Origin of the sequence: Streptococcus sp. 11-4097, assembly GCF_018215285.2 — a bacterium.
GTDB lineage: Bacteria > Bacillota > Bacilli > Lactobacillales > Streptococcaceae > Streptococcus.
In genome coordinates this window covers 324977-344685 of sequence record NZ_CP185262.1, presented here as the reverse complement: position 1 = coordinate 344685, position 19709 = coordinate 324977, and the positions used below count along the sequence as shown (strand labels likewise).

Here is a 19709-nt window from a genome sequence, read left to right as displayed (position 1 = left end):
CGAGCTTTCTTAAGACCTGGTTTTTTCTACATTATGATATTTATGGTAAATTATCACTAAAATCAAGTAATTTTAAGAGATAAATCCTCAATATTTACATATATAATCCTTTTGAAAATCGAGAGGTTATCAAAGGGTTATCACATTTTAGTTTTCGGAGCTTATGTAGTTGAGAAATACGAAATACCGTATCATAAAGATGATGTACAGTTTAGCAACAAATATACAGTTTCTTCGTGCCTGGACAATTTCTTTTTCTATCCTGAAGATATTTAAACAGTTCTATATATTATTTCTTGTGAGTAATTTTCATCAAAAAATTTCGGGTATTCGGATTTTATGGTGGAAAAGGGCTTATAAATCACCCTTCTCCAAATTCTTAATAAGTGTGGAAAAATCGACACCTAAGTTGTCTGTAATGTCGTGATCATTCACTTCATACCAATTGAAAGTATCGTATAACATAGCTTTATTGAAAGCACTTGAATTAAATCGTGGCTTACGCTTTTTATGGAGCTTCTCATTGAAAAGGATTTTGGCTCGTAAGGCATCAAACGAGTAACCTCTACCCATTCGCTCTACCTACCTAATAATGCTGTTAATTGACTCCGTATAAGCATTAGTGAGCCTTTTATCAAAGTAGTTGAATATTTCAAAATGCCAGTTGTCTACGGCTCTCACGAGGTCTTTATATGCGTCTTTAGAGTTGCTGGACATACAACGGTGTCTCCATTGACTATAACGAAGATGACCTTCATCTGGATCAGGAGTATCCCATATCCAGTAAAACTCTTCTTTGAGTTCATAGGCTTCTTTTAAAGCAGGAAGATTACCTAACCAAGTATCTAAGAGGAATGATTCACGTTCATTTAGATCGTGTTTACGCTTTAGAAGGAAAAAACCTTTCACGCATAAGGTACGTCTTTCTTTTTGGCTCATATGGGCTTTCAAAGACTTTCTGACGTTATCTAAGGCTTGATTAGCCATTCTAACTACATGAAACTTATCTACGACAACTTTAGCGTGTGGAAGGATAGTGTTCACTGCGTCTTTGTAGGGCTTCCACATATCCATTGTGACGTACTCAATGTAAGTCCTGTCACTGATTTCTGAAAGACGTTGGATGACTGTTTCCTTATTACGGTTAGGCTTGATGTCATAAATAGTCCTGCGTTCAATATTAGTCAATACAAGCCGAGGTCTACGGATAATATGTATCTCGTCTATCCCAAGCCACTTAGGAGTTTCAAACTGGTATTCACGTTCTTTGAGTGCCACATAGTCCTTAAAAACGTTCCTAATGGTTTTTTCGTCAACACCAACGCTTTCTGCGACTTCTACAAAGGTCTTAGACATGGATTGCTCTTGAATGGACTTTAAAAGCCTTTTGGTCATACTACGCTTTTCATCTACAGATATTAGGCGTTCCCAGAAGGTAGATCCGCATTCACGACACTTGTATCGTCTACGGTTCAATTGTAAGCCCACTCGCTTTAAACGAATGGGCAAATCCATAATTAGTTTATTTCTTGGACTGTGTTTGTACAACTTGTCAAAACCACATTCAGGACAACATTCAGGTGGTCCGACTGCTTCAACTTTAAACATCATATCGGTTTCATTTTCTTGTGGCGGTTCTATTGTTTTAATGTCTGGTAAGGATAATAAGTCTGACATATTATTCATCCTTTATTACTCTGCGGTGTTAAGGTATCAATTATAGATTTGATGTCGAAATCATCAGTGTTAAATTATTTTTGTGACCACAAATGCACTTAGAAAATCCCTTAAAGCATTAGCTGGTTCACTTGAATAGGGAGTTGTAAAAAAGTTCCCTTAGCCTGCACAGCAAGATAATTTCGAAACATCTTTATCAAAAGTTAGGACAGCCAGCTTCAATCCTTCTGCCATTGTTAGATATGGAGCCATCGTTTCTCTCAGATCTCCAACAGTTAAACCGAATTTCACAGCTAATGTTGCTGCATAAATTACGTCTCCTGCGTTTTCTGCCACTACATGCGCCCCTAACACTTTCAATGTTTTCGCGTCTGCCACTAATTTGAAAACACCTGTTGTTTCCCGATTAACGAGCGCTCTTGGAACAGCATCCAACGGCAATACCGATGTTTTCACTTCATATCCTTTTTCTTTTGCCTGTTGCTCCGTTAAACCAACCGTTGCAATCGATGGAGAAGTAAACGTAACGCCTGGAACCACTTCTAAATTGACCTTTTGATTTAGTCCTCCGATTGCATTACGAGCAGCAAGTCCACCTTCATAAGCAGCTACATAAACAAATTGGGGACCGAGAGTGACATCTCCAGCTGAATAAATTCGGGAATTGGTCGTTTTAAGATAATCATCAATGACAATTTCACCACGGGAACCAACTTCAACGCCTGCTGCATGTAAGTTTAATGATTCTGTATTTGGTTTTCTTCCAGTGGCAATTAGCAATTGTTCTGCTTCAATAATTCGCTTTTTACCATTTATCTCAACATGAACTTTTTTAATGTCTCCATCTTGCTCAACTCGTTCATAGGTTGCACCTGTTACTAAATTAATTCCCTGTTCTGTTAAGGCCTTAGTAATGGCTTCTGAAATTTCAGGATCGTATTCTTTTAATAGACGCTCGCTTCTTTGAATCAAAGTGACTTCTGACCCGAGGTTATGAAATAGTTGTCCTAATTCCATGCCGATATATCCTGAACCAATTACGGTAAGACGATTTGGAACCTTCTTTAATTCCAATAAGCTAGTGCTTGTTAAATAATCTACTTCATCTAATCCGGGAATATTAGGTGCAGTTGAAGAAGCACCTGTAGCTATTAAAAATCTTTTGGCTGTGATTTGATTGCCATTTACTTCAACTGTATTTTCATTTACGAATTTTGCTTCACCTTTTATTAATTCAAAACCATAATCATCAATTAAATTCACATATTTTTCATTTCGCATCTCGGTTACTAAATCATTCTTTTGTTTTACTAATGGCGCTAAATCAACATTTGAAGCCGAAGTGTGTAATCCCACAAATGGATTATTTTTTGCTAGATGATTGATTTCCCCTGCTCTTAATAAGGTCTTAGAAGGAACGCATCCGACATTAACGCAAGTTCCACCCACCGTTCCACGCTCAATCATAGCCACTTTTGCGTTCAAAGTAACGGCTTCAATGGCAGATGAAAAGGCAGCTCCACCAGAACCGATGATGATGTAATCATAATCATAGTTACCTTCATCATTTAAACTTACATCTGTCCTTTTTTCCGATTGCACTTGTATTTCTTCTACTTCGCCCGGTTGATATTGTGCGTCAGTAATCGCTGTTTTCGCGATATCAATGTCTACATCATACGGTAGTTCAAACAGTGCTTCTCCGCGACGAAAGTCTACTTCAATCCCTTTTGCACCTGCATTTTCAAGAGCAACCGCAATATGTTCTTCACAACCAGTGCAGGTCATTCCTTCAACGTTTAGCCGATATTTTTTCAATAAATTCGTCTTTTGTTCCGATTGAAATTCTTCTGCTTCGCCCGGGTGATAATTTGCGTCAGCAATCGCCTTTATTGCACTTTCAACCTCAATATCATCGGACAGTTCAAATACTGCTTCACCACGACGATAACTAGACTCAATATTTTTAGCACCTATCTTTTCAAGTGCTGATTCTACGTGTTTTTCACAACCCGTACAAGTCATTCCTGAAATGTTTACCTTAAATTTATTCATAAAAAAGCTCCTTTCGTTAATTAATCTCTCATGTTAATGTTTCTATTATTGGACACGAATGTAATTGCTTTTCATCTGGACATCGTTGTTTTAAGTCGTCTAACATAGTTTCAATTCGTTTTAAATCCTCTATTTGTTTTTGCACTTCCTTTTGTTTTTTAGAAACAAATTCGAACATATCTTGACAACGAACTTCATCTTTATCTACAACACCAAGTAATTTATAAATCTCGCTTAAAGAGAAACCAAGTTCCTGTATTCGTTTAATAAGCCCAACACGCTTAACGTCATCATATGAATATATCCGATAACCAGCTTCCGTTCGGTGAGGTTCTTGTAATAAATTTTTTCGCTCGTAATATCTGATCGTTTCTTTATTAACTCCACATTTATCTGCAAACTCACTAATGCGATAAATCATCTTATTTCACCCCCTGAATATTATAAACCATGTACCATAGTACACGGTCAAGTAAATTGGACTATTTTATTTTTTTCCCAAAGTATCACTCGTATGTGATTGATACTTTTATATAATACTATTGATTATCCTAACATCCCACCAGAAAATCCGATTTAAACACCAGTTGTTTTTAAACTATTAAGAAAGTAATTCCACCATATATTCCGAAGACCCGAAATTTCATAGAGTAGCTCCCTAATCATGGAAAAGTAGTAAAAATAGTTGTTATCCTAGTTGATTAAAAAAATCCCTGATTTCCTCATCTTTTATAAAATAATATATAATTTTCCCCTCTCTTCTAGTGCCCAAGATGTTTTGATTGGCTAGTTTACGAAGATGGTGGGAAGTAGATGCCATACTGAGATTTAGTAAACAGGCTATATCACAGACACAGAGTTCTTCAACAGCAAGAAGATAGAAGATGATATTTATCTGTTTATTATCGGTAAATTTTGTTAAAATGCGAAGTGATTTTTGGACTTTTTCCTTTTCAAGGTAGTTCGTTGCGGTTGTAATACTTTGCTGATTTATAACATTCACTTGGCAGATACTATCTTTTTTCATAATATTTTCTCCTAGCCTAATATAGTCCATAGTATGTCAAAACTGTTATTTTCAATCAGGATATATATCCCCAATCCTAAATAAACAACGGCAATAAACCATCTGCTATATTTTTCCAAAATTTCTCCAACAGAAGAGACTTGTGCCAATTTTTGGGCAGAAAAAACCAAGAGATAAATCATGACTAGAAAGGTAAGTAAAGCTACTATCAAATTTGCTAAATTTAAGGTAGTAAAATATGGAACAAAGACACCAATATTGTCAGCACCACAACTTGCAAAAGTAATCATAGCGACTAGAAATATCAGGTTTTTATTATCTTTGCGCAAACCTTCTTTGGCAATAGCTTCTCCATCAGAATCTCCTAAAAGCAAAACTTTGAGACCTAGGAAAATTGGAATCAAACCGAGTAAACCTAAAATCTCTTTACTAGGAATATAATTTAAGACAAATGCAAAAAGCAAACTTAGCAATATTAGACTAACAGAGCCTAGAAATTGTCCTAAATAGATGTTAATGATGTCTTTTCTGCTTTTTCTTTTGGCAAAAAATAACATTAGGATAATAAGTAAGTCTACGGCTGTCCCAGAATACAGGATTATTGAAGTAACAACATTTTGAATCATAAAACACCTCATTCAAATATATTTTTGAATGTATTCTAACATTAAACTTTGTAGATGTCAACTTAAAATCCACCAAAATATAGATAAGAAGTTAGTGTACCAAATATTAAAAAGCCCTGCCATCGAAATGACAGCAGGGCTTAACTTCAATATCCAGATAATATATTTATCTAAAAAAGGTACAGTTTTTATTGATTTGTAGTGCGATATAATGAGTTTCCAAAAATCAAAAATCGCTTAAAATCAATATTTTGACATCTATTGGCGTGTACTGAAACCCTTACTTAACCTCTGTAAGGATATAATTACGGTACCAGTATATCATAAATAATAACAAAATCTTGACTTTCCGAAACATAATGATTTTCCCGAAAGAAAGAGATCAACCTAAAAAATTACTTTCTTACTTATGTAATGTTTCTTTAATATAATATAGAAATAAAAAGTATGTAAATGAAAAGATTTATCACATTACTTTTAGTGTCTCTATCTACAATTTTATTAATTGCATGTTCTAACCAATCAAGCAATTCTTTAGATGGCGAATACCGTTGAATAAACGAGAGTAGAAATGAAGTTGCCTTTACCATTTCAGGTAACAAAGGAAATAGCAACAAAGGAGAGGCCGACACCTTTACAATTGATAAAGATAGTGCAACAATCGAACTGACTGGCTCTAATATCATAAACCGAAAAGAGAATTATACCTTCAAGGATGATGTATTCACTGTAGATATTTCAGGAACAAAGCAGGAGTATTACAAAAAGGATAGTGAAGAAATACAGCGACAAGTAAAACACTCAAACTATTTGATATTCTTTATACAATAAAAACGCTTTTGTACTGACCCCAAAAGTTAGATTTTTTCTGTCTAACTTTTTGGGGTCAGTACACACCCGCATAGCGGGTATTTTTTTGTCTCGCACCTAGCGGAGTGAGACAGACTAATAGTCACATAATAAAAAATTTACTTAAAGTCAGATTTTAAATACTGTAGAATAGTTCTTTCTAAAACTTACTCCCAATTTTTTTTGCTCGTATAATTCATCAGGGGTTTGGGGATTCCCCAAAATTCAAATCATCCCAAAAAATACATACACTTTGTGTATACAAATTTTGAGATGATTTTGGGAGTGTGTGTATACAGACTCTGAGCTCGCAAAGTCATATTATGATAAATCTTTCCTTCTCGATAAAATAATTCCAAAAATCGATTTGACTGTCATTTGTGTGTACAAATATTTTAAGAAGATATATAAAAAACGCTGCAAAATTTTTAACAGCGTTTCCTTATTTTAAAATTCTCATATGTCTTTCTTTTTTATGGTTAGCATCGTAGTATTCCAGCATCGCATGATACAAACGAGCCTTCGTTTTATCTTGTTGTTTAATCCCATGAAGAAATAATTCTGCTCGCTTTAATTTCAATATGTATTCGCATATCTGATCAAAATCCTTATCCATATTACTTTTGAAAATAAACATCTTTTTCCTCCATCACATCAACTATTTTTTGCATCAAAATAGACATATCCATTTTGTTTTCATAGCTTATTCTCCCAACTACAGTTGCAAGACGGGCTATAGAATTGATATTCTTTCCTACCTGTTCCAACTCTTCTGTCAAAGGAACTAACGCTTCAAAAGAGACTTTGTGAATGTTCAAATCTGTTCGGATTAATTTTTTTCTAGCAAACTCAGAAAAATTATGAATATTTTCCTTCCTCATACAATCATTTAATTTTTTATTTTCTTCTTCTGTCAAAAATACCTGTTTCAACACCGATTTTATTCTCATAATCTTATCACCTCGTTTTCTTATTTAGTCGTTTCACAAGTTCTTTCACTTGTTTGCTTGTCTTCTTTTCATATCCTATCATCAGCTCAACACAGCAGTGAAATATCCTTACATTATCGAAATCTTCACTTTGTTCCGCTATTCTTTCTAACTGACGTAAGTTATTGATAATTCTTCTAACTTGAAATATAAAGTCATGATAAGATTCAAAATCAAATTGAAGATAAATAGGCGAACTCTTAAACAACATTTTCCTAGCATAAGAGGAAAAATTTAGATGGTTTGTCATTTCAATCAAGTTATTCACTATTTCATTCTGCTCTTCAGTGATATAACATTTCTTTAGAACAGTCCTATATCTACTCATTTATCATATACTTCTTTCGGGCATTTTCATGGGCAATAGCTTTGCACTCCAGCATACGTTCCTGCTTTAAATTCTCCATAGACTTAAATAAATACGCTAACGGAGAAGTCGCATCCTCAGGAATCCGTTCAATCATGCTAATAACTTCATCACTAGTTACATATCCACTAGCTAAATACTCTCCTATCTTCATCTTCTGAGCATGTGTTAAAGTGTAATTGTTAGGATACAAAAATCTATCATTGTACTTATAAGAAATGGATTCTAACAAAGAATAATATTTAGGCAGAATATAAGTTTCAGGCTTTCTAGAACTATTATCCAGTATATTCTCAATCTCTTTCTTATTCTTACTCTTGTTCTTAATCTCTTGCGTTACATTCTCATTTTCATCCGTTACTGTAACGTTACAGTCTAAAACAAGTTGTGGCTCGCCTGTAATTAGTGCTTTCTGTTTTTGTCTATGACGAGCAACACGTTCCCTAGTTTGTTTCCTAATCTTTTCTAGGCCATCTATATTCTGATGTTTCTCCCATTTTGGAATGGTAATAGCGCCATCTATGATTTCTATCATGCCAAATTCTTCAAACATGCTAAGAGCTAATTTTACAGATGTCGCTTTTCGTCTAAACACTGTTGAAAGCATCTCTTCTGTGTAATATACCTTGTTTCCTAGACTCAGTATGCCACTATTATTTTGCTTTCCTGCAAGTACCAGAATTTTGAACCATATTACAATAAGTGTATCTCCTTCTGGCATCGATTCTATCAACTGAATTTTTTCATCATCAAATATATCTGTTGTTATCTTGATCCACTGAACACCATTCATACGAGTACCTATCTTTCATATTGCTTCAACCATCTTGTTACTGCTCTTTTATCGTATAAAGTCACTCCATCAATCACCATGGTTGGCATTCCTTCTTTCGTCCATTTTTGGATTGTAGTCGTAGATACATCTAACCACCTAGATAGACCTGACATACGAACCATGGGTTTATAAAGTTCTTTATCTTCAAATACTCTTGCCACAGCATTTGAAATCATCTCATCATAATGAGCACGTAATTGATTCTCTAATTCTTTAGGAAGCTGGACAACTAAAGTAGTTTCCGACATAAATTCACACCTCATTTCTAAATTAAATAAGCTCCGAAACTATTTAATTTGTTATTCATTTCGAATTATATATCCTTTTTGAATTTTTGTCAAGCTTTTTTATTCAAAAAGAATAAAATGTGTTATAATGATAAAAAGGAGGTTCTTATGACCAATCATATTACTAAACTGATAGAAAATAGCGGAAAAAAATTGACAGAAATTAGCGAAGCTACAAATATAGCCTATCCTACACTTTCTGGATACAATCAAGGAATCCGCAAACCTAAAAAAAATAATGCTGAAAAATTAGCAAAATACTTTAATGTTTCCGTCGCTTACATTATGGGGCTTGATAGCAACCCACACGCTCCATCAAATCTTAAAATTGTTACAGACAGTTTCAAAACATCTAAAATTGGTTCTGTGACACCTTTTAAAAGCGATATGGAGAAGTTAAAGAAAAGTATCGAATTTGGCGAAAGGGCATTAACACTACCACTTGATGATAGTTTTTCAGATGAATTTCGTCATATATTCTCAGAATACCTAGCTGAGAAAAACAAACGTTTTATGTCTGAGTTTATAGATTATATGAATCACCAAAATAAAGATTCTAAAGTTTGGCAGAGCTGGATTAAAACAGACGAATACGCTATCCGCCAAGAAGATAGAAAAAATAGATAGACATTCATTTCTCAATTACATAAGCTCCGAAAACTTAGATACGGAGAAAAAATGTCTATACACAAATACAAAACAAAAAAAGGAATCCTATACTATGTCAGCTTTTACATTGGCTTAGATGCTTATGGAAAGAAAAAAAGGCACTTAAAGAGAGGGTTCAAAACCAAAAAAGAGGCAAAATTGTACGAAGCTCGTTTAGAAGCTGGTGTCGTTGCCCCCACAGTAAGTACCGACAAACCTAACCCCAAAGTCACTTATAAAGAACTTTATCAAGAATGGTTTAATGCCTATGTTGGTACCGTTGAAGAAACAACTTCTTCCCAAACTAAGAATATCTATCGAATACATATTCTACCAATATTTGGCGATAAATTTATTGACCAAGTCAGTCCTTTAGATTGTCAAAATTTTATCACACAAAAATCTCAGACTTTCAAAAATATCAAACAGATAAAATCCTATACCTCAAAAATTTTTGATTTTGCAATCAACATGAACTACATTGATCGAAATCCAATGAAGAATGTTATCATGCCTAAAATCAAAAAAACTAGATCAGATAATTTTTGGTCTCTGGAGGAATTACATCATTTCCTTGATATAGTGAAAGAAACTGAGCCATTTAAACATTTTGCTTTATTTAGACTGCTTGCATTTAGTGGACTACGAAAAGGGGAGTTATACGCTTTAAAATGGGCTGATCTTAACTTTGACAGCAATCTATTGAACATAGATAAAAGTCTAGGAAGAATTGACGGTAAAGCGATTGAAAAGAGCACAAAGAATGAATCTTCAGTTCGTACAATCTATCTTGATGATGAGACAATCGATATTATTAAGCAATGGAGAAATTTCTATCTGAAAGAACAATCTCAGTTTCCTCTTACAAAGCTGAATATTAGTAACGAATATATGTTCTATTACATATCAAGTAATGACAAAATTGAACCTTTGCATGCTGATTACATTAATAACGTACTGAATCGAATTATTAAAAAGCATAAATTAAAACCAATTAGCCCACATGGGTTTAGACATACACATGCAACACTTATGTCTGAAATTGGAATCGATCCTTCTAATACATCAAAACGTCTCGGTCATGCAAGCAGTCAGATGACATTAGATGTCTATACTCACACCACAAAAACTGGTGAGAAAAACTCTATTGACAAATTTGCAGACTATCTCAATAAAGCAAAATAAATCATGATTTTAAAAATTTAGAAGAGGTTATCAGAAGGTTATCACAAAGCTATTCTAGCTCAAAAATCGACAAAAAAGCACTTTGCAAAATCTTTGCAAAGTGCTTTGAAACGTTGATATAATCGTATTGATTAACGTTTTGAGAATTGTGATGCTTTACGAGCTTTCTTAAGACCTGGTTGGGGCACCACTTATTTCATCTAATTTCAAAGTGCTTTAAAATCAACGTTTTCATGGGTTTCCAAAAAGTAAAATTTCAACTAATTTCAATCAATTTCATCAAAATAAGGTAAACTTTCGTCAAAAATAAGCAAAAATCGAACCAGAATATCAAAAGTTTACCTTATATAGATTTTCGCTATATTTGCATTCTATACTTCAACCGAGTTCACTAATTCTTTATTGTTTAATTAAGTTCAAAATAAGATGCAGATAACAAAAATATCTGCATCTTATTTTTATAAATTTCTTCTTCGTGCATCCAAAAGCAATAGTAACACCTTTCATTATATACACATACTCTGGTTATATTGAACAATTTTAAGTGAATCATTTAAATTGATTCTTCCTTGACCAAAGCAATTCACTTGGCATGACACCTATTTAGACTCGCATTAATCCATACCATTCCACAATCTAATGCGATAAACAATTTGTTTTATACGGTCCTCTAAATCTAGAATTTTCAAATCAGACTCATTCATATATTTCACCAATTTAATTGACTCTGTTACTTTATTTCGTATATAAAAAGTACCTAACTTTTTATTTGATGAGGCATCATTTAGAAAATCATCAATTTTTTCATACTGCCCAATTTGTTTATCTACTCTATATACTTCTTTTATTAACCTTTGTGATAAATAATTTTCTATCTCTTTCCCTTGCGTCACCCAAACTAAAGAATTATTTTCTTTAAATTCGTTCTTGATTCTAGCTTTTGAACGATTAATTCTTTGTTTAGAATCTGTTTTATCACTATCTATAACAATAATTGAATGTCTATTAGCTCTAAAAAGCTGTATCATTTCTTTTTCCTCACCTATTTTTCCGGTTAAATGAGAAAGTAATCGACCGCCGTAAAATAAAATCTGATAATGTAGATTTTCTTTTATTTCGCCTTTAGAGTAAAGTTCAATCCACTTATTCAAATAAATTCTATCCGATGGACCTTCTACCCAAATAACAGCATTAGATTGTAGTAAATCACTTGCTCTAACTCCTAAATTCATTAACACATCTTCATTTTCTATAAACGATAACGCTGAATTCGTTACAACTCCGTCGGTTTCTTTTTTTATATGAGTAATCGTCACATTATGTTTCCCACTAAACATATTCAAGGGAACATTAGAGTGCGTTGTTAAAAATATATGAGTATTATTCTTAATAGACCATTGATATAAAAATTCAAAAAGATTTCTTTGGATTGTCGGGTGTAAATTGTTTTCTAATTCTTCAAAAACGAATACAAATCCATCAACCTCAGGCTTACTCTCGTTTACTCTCACCCCCCTTTCTCTGACCTCTAACAATAACTTTATTAATACTAATAGTATCGTCCTTAGTCCGCTTCCTGAGCTAGATATTGGTATCTTACCATTTTCATTCAAAAGCATTATCTCCCAAGTTGTCACATCACGTCCAGTTGGCTCGATTTCTTGACACATAATTCTTTCAAATTGATTTTCAGGTCGCATTATCAGATTAAGGGCATTCAACATTTCTATCTCAACTATCTCATTAGGAAGACTTCCAACATTCAAATATTGTCTTAATAAATTGGTTGCACCTTGCCCATCCTCTTTGACAATTTTATTACTACTCTGAGGTTCAGGTATAAGATTTCTGTCAGCTGACAATTTTATAATTTTTTGGTATTGCAGTTTGGATAAATAATTTGTTCCTAAATCAACAAATTGCTCAACATTTTGACATTTTTGCATCAGCTCAGTTGAAGCACTCTCAATCTTCAGCAAGTGAATCTGTTCCTCTCCTATAGTATTAATAGGCGAGTAATTAAATGTTATCTTTTTTCCGATAAACTGACTTCCAAATTCAAAATAGTTTCCTCCAATATATCCTCCAGATGTATTTGCTGAAAATACTCGTCTTATATCGTCTTCGGTTGGAATAAATGTAAACTGTATTTTAGTTTGATTTGTTAATCCCACTTGTGACTCTTCTTTGTTTACCAACATGTCAAGAGCTTGTAGGAGTGTAGATTTTCCAATATTATTTTGACCAACCAAAATATTAAAATTACTTATTGTGTCAAAACCAACTACTTGATGGCCTATATTCTTATAATTTGATATCTTAATTTCTTTTAGTTTCTTCATGTTTTGTCTTATTTCAATTTTATTTCTATTGAAAGAAATACAGCTTTCTAACTATCTATCTTCGAATAGATTAAATTCCTTAGAATTATACAACTTCTTAAATTAGCCGTCAATTTATTTCCAGTTAAAAGACTTATCTAATTTCTTAATACATTATAATTATAATTATTATTTTTAATACTAATAAATCCTGTAATTACTATTATATTGGTAACCTAAAACATATGTTTAGTTTCTGTCTAGAGAGTTAAATAGGCAATTTTATTGTTTTCTATAAACATATTGGACATAATTATTCATAAATTTTTCTTATTTCTCGAGCTAAATAGCTATCTGGATGTCTTTTTATAAAATATCTTTCTCTTGCAAATCCATTGTTTCCCCTTTGTAAGCTTTCATAAATCAAGGGTCTCAGGAGCTCTTTATCTCCTGTTTGAATATATTTTAAGATCTCATTGCCATATTGGTATTTTTTGACATAACATAAATAATTACCTTGCCAATGAGAATCTTCCTCTCTAAAACTTTGGAAACTACTCATTAAATGAAGTAATTTTTCTGTCAGTTCTAATATGTATGTCGCGTATATGGCATCTATATCTTCATAATCTAAATATTCATCAGTATACTTACCCAAAACATCATCAATGTTATCCTTATTTAGAACATTTAGCAAATTATCATCCCATACCTTATTTCCATATTTCTTTCTAATTTCAACTGATTCCATATCACCTTGGTACAAACGCATCTCCTGTTGAATTGAAATTATTGATTCTAAACTTTGATAAGTATTATTTTCATGAATATATTTTTCTTTATAACCGTAATAACTGCCATCATTAATGAATTTATCTATTTTTTTCTTTAAAATTTCATTGTAAAATTCGTTCAGATAAACATCAATAAATGCTATTTTATTAATGTTTTTTGATTCATTTTTTACACATTCTTCATAAAATTTCCAAAATAAGGTACTAACATTAAGAACTTTTTCTGTAGCCCGAAAAATCCCTGTCATAAATAATTCATAATGCTCTTCAAAAAGTATACCATATACTTTTTGAACATCAACAACGTCTAATCTTATTTTTTCAAATTCAATATTAAGTGGCATATATCCTAAAACTATTCTCCATAGATTTTCATCATAAGATTCAAAAAGAATATCTAAAATAATAATAGATGATAGGAAAGATGTGAGTTTCCAATGTTCGGAATAATCACCAAAGCAAATTTCATCATAAGATTTAAACATTATATTACGCGCTATATATTTCTTTTTTTCATTACTAACTAAACCTAATTTTGTGCCATATTCATCCAACTTGCAATTATTCAAAACATCTTCTATTGTATTAGGAGTATAAAGATATGGATTCTTTGAGGTTACCATCCCTCTTCTAATAAGACTAATTAACGGCGAATTGCTTGAAGAAATCTCTCTATTCGTAAGTTTTTTATATTTCTTATTTACTTTCTTTTCTTGACCTGTATACCAGTAATATTCTGTTGAAGCCCTTGACTTACGTTCCTCATTTATAATTCTAATTTTAGAATCTAGCCTCAATGAAGCGCAATCAATAAAATACTTCTTTGTCCTTTTAAAAATCATACTCTTCCTTTTTAAAACGTGGTGTTTTTTAGTTGTTATTTTATAAAAATTACCTTAATTATACCACGTTTTTCACTTTATAATGTAATTATCCATATTTCAATGGAAAATTATGAAGTCCAAAGGTGCACCAAAGGACGGATTGAAACTCAGAACATAGCTACATCTTCAGGTATTCGCTATGTCAAATGTTTCACCGTTTCTTTGGTGTGTTTTTTTCATACTTAGCTCGGTAAACGACTGTGTTTCTCTTCCGTCCAAGGACGGAAAGGAAGTAAAATGGCATATAAAAGTGTAATAGAGGAATTATATTGTAAGCTACTCGGACAATCAATCCATAAACGACTTAAAGAATTACAAATATTACAAAACCAAATAGGTTACGAAACTCCTGAGGGAGAACTTGAACTTTTATCAGAAACAACTGTTGGGCAAATAATCAAAGGAAAAAGAAATATTAGTTTTAATGCTTCGTTAGCTTTTCAAACCAGTTTAGATTATAAAAATCCAAGGGAACTATTTTTCCCGAGTATTGAATTCGAACTACTACTAATTGAAAATATAATATCTACAATTTTGATAGATCCTACGTTTGAAAATACTTTTCTAAAAAAGTTAATAGCAAAAAAATTTTCTAATGTCTCAAAGAAAGAAGTAGCGCAAATCATTGAAAAAAATAAAGAAATTTTTCTAGACTCCTTATCAAGCTTTATTTCAGATTTCCCAGAGGAAGAAACTTCGCATCAAATAGCTGAGAAATTAACTTATTGGTTATCCGAATTAGCCTGTCTCATACCAAAAATTTAAAAGTAGACTGTCAGGAAAACTGACAGTCTACTTCATGAAATTACGTTAAACTAAAATTGTTCTTAGCTAAGACAAATAATTAAACACGAGGTAAATCTAATGAAAACATGCAATCGCAAACGTGGCTACTCAGTCAATACTGCCAATGAATATATTGACAACAAGCAGGGCATTCTCTGCTTAAGTACCGAACTAGAAGCACAAATTAAATTTGAAGACGGTCAACCAACAGGAGAAATTATCGCTTATAAAGCTTGGTTCTCACAAAAAGGACTTCCGCCCTTCACCGTCAAATTCGAAGCTGAAGTGGAGCTACCACCTTATATGGCATTGGTACAGTTTGATAATCTACAAGCATGTGAGATGAACTATAACGTTTACTTTAAAGCTGATGGCATTAAGGAGGTTAAATAATGCTATCTAAAACAGATGCCGTCTTGCAATCATACTTGCTCCAGAGCCTTAATATGGCTCTTGGAGCCTTGATGCAAGGCGAAACAAGTTATACAAACAGTTTTAACATTGCCATTCAAGAAAACGGTTTCATCTTCATCCCACGGCTTCCCTGTGCCTATATTTTAGATGATGAACTCTATAATAAAATTTTCTTGATTGCTAACGCATCCCTATACCCACATTATACTTTATTGAAGCAAAATGCAACATACTTTGTCCCTCTAAAAACGGATGATATCCATGTTCAGCGAGGACTCTTCTTTCCGTGGAAGGTGGGAATTTCAAAACGATTGGTCATTCCTGACCTTGATAGATATACAACAAGTTTGCCCAAAAATCAAATTCCAATTATGGAAAATTTTACGCTTAATCTTGATAAGGTCAATCACATTGCAATCTGTGGAAATAGTGGGTCGGGTAAATCTTATGCTCTTACCTATCTACTGAGTGTACTCAAAAATCAATCTGATTTAATTATCGTAGACCCAAAATTTGATACGCCTAGTCGTTGGGCTCGTGAACATCAAATTGCCGTGATTCATCCCGTTGAAAATCGGTCTAAGTCCGATTTTGTATCAGAAATTAATGAGAAATTAAGTCAATGTCTAGAACTGATTCAAAAACGTCAAGCAATCCTATACGAGAATCCACGTCATGAGTTCACTCATATGACAATTGTGATTGATGAAGTTCTTGCATTATCCGAGGGAGTCAATAAGACGATTAAAGAATCGTTTTTCTCACTCTTATCTTCTATCGCACTTCTTGGACGTGCTACAAGGATTCATTTATTACTTATTTCACAAAGACTCGACCACACTACGATTCCCATTTCTGTTCGTGAACAACTTAATGTCCTCATCCAGATTGGCAACATTAACAAGAAGACGACACAATTTCTATTTCCCGACCTCGACCCAGAAGGTATCGTTATCCCTATTGGTCATGGAACAGGTCTGATTCAAGTGATTGATAACGAACATCCTTATCAGGTTCTTCCACTACTATGCCCAACATATTACACAAAGAAAGGAATTCTTTAATGGTGAAAAAATCTTACTTCATGAGGACATTCAACCTCAATATCAATCTAATTTTAGTTTCATTTCTAGCAGGATTTATAGAATGGTCTCTGGATTTTCTATCAAATCAGTTTAAACTAAATCCTCTTAGTTTTTTCGACCTTTCCCAGTTCAATAGCTATTTAGATTTTGGAAGCAAGTATTCTTATACAGCAATGTCCTTCCTTCTACTTACACTAGTTGTTTCTGTAATGTTTGAAATTCTGAATCGATTTCGATTTGATAGTCTATTAAACTATTTTAAATCCGTATACTTTACATTCAAACTTCGTCAGTTTCTAACGCAACGTGAAAAATCAGAAAAAATAACCACGATTGACAATCAGAATATAACTACCTTCAATCCCATAAATAGTAGTTTTAATCGCTGTGCACACAAGAGTATCGTAGACATACGAAAAGACGATGTAACAGTTTTTGTCAAAGTTCCTAAAGATCAGCAGGGACAAAAAATTTTGGGTGACATGACCTCTCAACTGAAAGAAGAAGTTTCAAGTCAGCATCCTGACTACTACTTTTCAGCACCTAATCGGATTCGTAATAAACTATGGTTAGTTGGTAAAAAACGACAAAAAGGGGCTATGGCTTGCGTTAAGCAGTAGCCAGATAGCCCCTTCTAGCATTATACTAGATAATTGGGGTTACTACGACCCCCAATTATCCTGTAATCAGTAATCAGAAAGGTATATCAAAATGGGAAAAGAACAACGCTCCAGCAAGTGGACATTTCTTTTTTACAAAGAAAGTGCCCCTGCTGACTACCTTGAAGTTCTTGAAGAACTACACATCCCCTTCATTCTGAGTCCTTGGCACGATAAAGACGTTAACCGACAAACTGGGGAACTGAAAAAATCTCACAAACACGGGGCTTTCTTCTTTGATTCTCTCAAAAGTTATAAACAAGTTTCTGAGCTAATCAAGGACAAGTTGAATGGCCCTGCTCATGTAGAAATCGTACAATCACCCAAAGGACTTTTTGACTACTTCATTCATGCCGAAAATAAGGAGAAAACTCAATATGATATAGATGATATTGAAGTTGGATGTGGTTTTAATCTCGATAAATTTCTTGTAGAAAATAACTCAGATGATTTCATGCATGAAGTTGTGGATATTATTGAACAGAATGACTTCACAGAGTTTGAAGAACTCGTCTGGTATGCACGTTCTAATCACACACCACTTCTTGGACTTATCATTGAGCGCACCTACTTTTTTGCTAAGTATTTGGATTCACGTCGATGCAATCCAATGAGGAACCAAGATAAGAAGGAGGATAATAAATGCAAGTAATCCTACCAGATGAGCAAATTCATCAAATTCAACTATTACTCTCCAATCTTATTCAAAAAGAAATTAAACAACAATTAGAAAAAAATACCTTAAGTTGTCCCTATTTGAACAAACAACAGACTTGCAACTATTTGGGAATTTCCAACAATACTCTTGATTCATGGATTCAAAAGGGGCTTCCATCCATCAAAATTGGAAAAACAATTCGATTCCACAAAGACTCTATTGACTGCTGGCTAAACGGTAACAACTAGAAAAATCAAGATTTTTATTTTATAATGGTCATGATATTTTCTGGTTCGATATAAAGGAGAATATCATGACTATCAGTAAGACAAAAAACGGAACTTACCGCTTAAAAGTCTATATACCAATAGAAGCACGAATGCCTCTTGGCATCGTTAATAATAATTATTATGATAAAAGGTTTAAAACAAGAAAGGAGGCACGACAAGCAGAAATTGACCTGCTTACTAAGTTAAATCAAATAGAAGATAATGAATTTACAGGACTATCGAAAGGAGATATTCTTTTCTCAGACTTCTATAACAATATCTGGTGGGACTCCTATAAAACAGGACAAACTACATCTACTTCAAAACCACCAAGCAGGTCAACAATCGCTAATACCAAAACCTGTTTTGAAAAACATATACTACCACTTCTCGGAAACTATACGATACAGTTTCTAAATCAAAATAAGCAAGTTATCCTAAATCTAATGACATCTAAAGCTAACGAATATGCAAACTTCAAAACTTTACGAAGTTACGTTATTTCTATTTTTGATTGGGCGGAAGAACTTGAGTATATTGAAGCAAATAGAGTTGCAAAAACTTTAAGACGAATTAAAGCTGTCAGAAAAATTCAACTTGCAGAATCAAAACGTGATGAAGATTTATATTTAACTCATGAGCAACTCCAAGAATGGTTCTCAGCTTTTAAAGAAGATTTAGAGAACGATAAAATATCACTCAAAGATTACGTCCTTTTTTATCTCACTTTTTTTCTTGGAGATAGAAAATCAGAAACATATGCTCTCCAGTGGAAACATATCGACTTTTCAAAATCTCAGATTCAGTTAATTCAGGCTTTAGATAGATACGGACAAGTAAAATCTACTAAAGGAAATAAAAAAACTATCTTTTCTATTTCTAGCGACTTACTTCAACTTCTGACTTTATGGAAAAAACAACAAAAATATGAATTGGCAAAGTTTGGTATCATCAGTAATCCAGAACAATTCATCTTCACTTATATAGATACCAGAGGGAATATTAATAAACCCTTACATTCTGACTATCTCAATAATAAGATGAAAAGCATTAGAAAGCAACACCCAGAGCTTACACACGCTACGCCACACAAACTACGTCATACAGGAGCAACACTGGCGAAACAAGCAGGAATGAGCTTAGAAGCCATTTCCGAAGCTCTGACTCATAGTGACACTGGAACAACTCAGATTTATGTCAATACTTCTAATGTAGTTCCTATGGCAGTTGGTGAGTTCGCCTTAAAATCTCTGAAACAATAAGGTAAAAATAAGGTAAATTTTGAGGTGAACTT

General features: G+C 33.2%; 20 protein-coding genes and 2 pseudogenes. 11 read left to right on the top strand and 11 right to left on the bottom strand.

From position 1 onward, the window contains the following. Window positions 1–354: 354 nt before the first annotated feature. From KB197_RS01825 to KB197_RS01805, 5 genes and pseudogenes are all read right to left on the bottom strand, one after another. Window positions 355–1677, bottom strand: a pseudogene (locus KB197_RS01825) (ISL3 family transposase). 159 nt (window positions 1678–1836) lie between these two features. Continuing rightward, a complete protein-coding gene (gene merA / locus KB197_RS01820; protein ID WP_081094039.1) occupies window positions 1837–3732 on the bottom strand; it encodes a mercury(II) reductase in 1896 nt (631 codons plus the stop codon). Between the two features lie 28 nt (window positions 3733–3760). Beyond that, window positions 3761–4153, bottom strand: a complete 393-nt coding sequence (gene merR, locus KB197_RS01815; RefSeq protein WP_000640389.1) for an Hg(II)-responsive transcriptional regulator — start codon at window positions 4151–4153, stop codon at window positions 3761–3763. A gap of 267 nt (window positions 4154–4420) precedes the next feature. Continuing rightward, window positions 4421–4759, bottom strand: a complete 339-nt coding sequence (gene cadX, locus KB197_RS01810; RefSeq protein WP_000711094.1) for a Cd(II)/Zn(II)-sensing metalloregulatory transcriptional regulator CadX — start codon at window positions 4757–4759, stop codon at window positions 4421–4423. An 11-nt stretch (window positions 4760–4770) separates the two neighbouring features. Then, on the bottom strand, window positions 4771–5385 hold the full coding sequence (locus KB197_RS01805; RefSeq protein WP_000615750.1) for a CadD family cadmium resistance transporter: 615 nt from the start codon (window positions 5383–5385) through the stop codon (window positions 4771–4773). Between the two features lie 28 nt (window positions 5386–5413). On the opposite strand from KB197_RS01805, the gene KB197_RS01800 reads away from it, so the two are divergent. Beyond that, window positions 5414–5587, top strand: coding sequence for a FanG protein (locus KB197_RS01800; RefSeq protein WP_071788300.1), 174 nt, complete (start codon window positions 5414–5416; stop codon window positions 5585–5587). Window positions 5588–5838: 251 nt separating this feature from the next. Then, window positions 5839–6216, top strand: a pseudogene (locus KB197_RS01795) (hypothetical protein). A gap of 460 nt (window positions 6217–6676) precedes the next feature. On the opposite strand, the gene KB197_RS01790 reads toward KB197_RS01795, so the two are convergent. The 4 genes from KB197_RS01790 to KB197_RS01775 form a co-directional block, all read right to left on the bottom strand. After that, the gene (locus tag KB197_RS01790; RefSeq protein ID WP_000469564.1) at window positions 6677–6871 is read right to left on the bottom strand and encodes a hypothetical protein; all 195 of its coding nucleotides are present in this window, start codon (window positions 6869–6871) and stop codon (window positions 6677–6679) included. After that, a complete protein-coding gene (locus KB197_RS01785) occupies window positions 6852–7184 on the bottom strand; it encodes a hypothetical protein (RefSeq protein WP_049531919.1) in 333 nt (110 codons plus the stop codon). The genes KB197_RS01790 and KB197_RS01785 overlap by 20 nt, the downstream gene beginning before the upstream one ends. A 359-nt stretch (window positions 7185–7543) precedes the next feature. Next, window positions 7544–8383, bottom strand: coding sequence for a phage replisome organizer N-terminal domain-containing protein (locus KB197_RS01780; protein WP_049531917.1), 840 nt, complete (start codon window positions 8381–8383; stop codon window positions 7544–7546). 8 nt (window positions 8384–8391) lie between these two features. Continuing rightward, window positions 8392–8673: a DNA-binding protein gene (locus KB197_RS01775; RefSeq protein ID WP_049531916.1), complete on the bottom strand. Its 282-nt coding sequence runs from the start codon at window positions 8671–8673 to the stop codon at window positions 8392–8394. 147 nt (window positions 8674–8820) lie between these two features. Here KB197_RS01775 and KB197_RS01770 point away from each other — a divergent pair, with 147 nt between their 5' ends. Together KB197_RS01770 and KB197_RS01765 are read left to right on the top strand one after the other, a co-directional pair. Next, window positions 8821–9339, top strand: coding sequence for a helix-turn-helix domain-containing protein (locus KB197_RS01770; protein ID WP_102210592.1), 519 nt, complete (start codon window positions 8821–8823; stop codon window positions 9337–9339). Window positions 9340–9390: 51 nt separating this feature from the next. Next, window positions 9391–10545, top strand: coding sequence for a site-specific integrase (locus KB197_RS01765; RefSeq protein ID WP_212573520.1), 1155 nt, complete (start codon window positions 9391–9393; stop codon window positions 10543–10545). Window positions 10546–11159: 614 nt separating this feature from the next. On the opposite strand, the gene KB197_RS01760 is transcribed toward KB197_RS01765, so the two are convergent. Next, the gene (locus KB197_RS01760) at window positions 11160–12887 is read right to left on the bottom strand and encodes an ATP-dependent nuclease (RefSeq protein ID WP_084861954.1); all 1728 of its coding nucleotides are present in this window, start codon (window positions 12885–12887) and stop codon (window positions 11160–11162) included. A gap of 292 nt (window positions 12888–13179) precedes the next feature. Further along, window positions 13180–14502: a hypothetical protein gene (locus KB197_RS01755; protein WP_212573521.1), complete on the bottom strand. Its 1323-nt coding sequence runs from the start codon at window positions 14500–14502 to the stop codon at window positions 13180–13182. A gap of 279 nt (window positions 14503–14781) precedes the next feature. Here KB197_RS01755 and KB197_RS01750 point away from each other — a divergent pair, with 279 nt between their 5' ends. From KB197_RS01750 to KB197_RS01720, 7 genes are all read left to right on the top strand, one after another. Further along, on the top strand, window positions 14782–15309 hold the full coding sequence (locus KB197_RS01750; protein WP_048765055.1) for a hypothetical protein: 528 nt from the start codon (window positions 14782–14784) through the stop codon (window positions 15307–15309). A 99-nt stretch (window positions 15310–15408) separates the two neighbouring features. After that, window positions 15409–15723 carry a hypothetical protein gene (locus KB197_RS01745; protein ID WP_048765057.1) on the top strand — a complete coding sequence of 105 codons (315 nt, stop codon included), beginning with the start codon at window positions 15409–15411 and terminating at the stop codon, window positions 15721–15723. Further along, window positions 15723–16808, top strand: coding sequence for an AAA family ATPase (locus tag KB197_RS01740; RefSeq protein ID WP_212573522.1), 1086 nt, complete (start codon window positions 15723–15725; stop codon window positions 16806–16808). The genes KB197_RS01745 and KB197_RS01740 overlap by 1 nt, the downstream gene beginning before the upstream one ends. Further along, complete coding sequence (locus tag KB197_RS01735; RefSeq protein WP_084861955.1) at window positions 16808–17449, top strand: hypothetical protein; 642 nt, start codon at window positions 16808–16810, stop codon at window positions 17447–17449. Before KB197_RS01740 ends, KB197_RS01735 begins: the two co-directional genes overlap by 1 nt. A 91-nt stretch (window positions 17450–17540) precedes the next feature. Next, window positions 17541–18140, top strand: a complete 600-nt coding sequence (locus tag KB197_RS01730) for a replication protein (RefSeq protein ID WP_048765065.1) — start codon at window positions 17541–17543, stop codon at window positions 18138–18140. After that, window positions 18131–18394, top strand: coding sequence for a helix-turn-helix domain-containing protein (locus tag KB197_RS01725; protein ID WP_048765067.1), 264 nt, complete (start codon window positions 18131–18133; stop codon window positions 18392–18394). The genes KB197_RS01730 and KB197_RS01725 overlap by 10 nt, the downstream gene beginning before the upstream one ends. 65 nt (window positions 18395–18459) lie before the next feature. After that, window positions 18460–19677, top strand: coding sequence for a site-specific integrase (locus tag KB197_RS01720; RefSeq protein ID WP_212573523.1), 1218 nt, complete (start codon window positions 18460–18462; stop codon window positions 19675–19677). Window positions 19678–19709 lie beyond the last annotated feature (32 nt).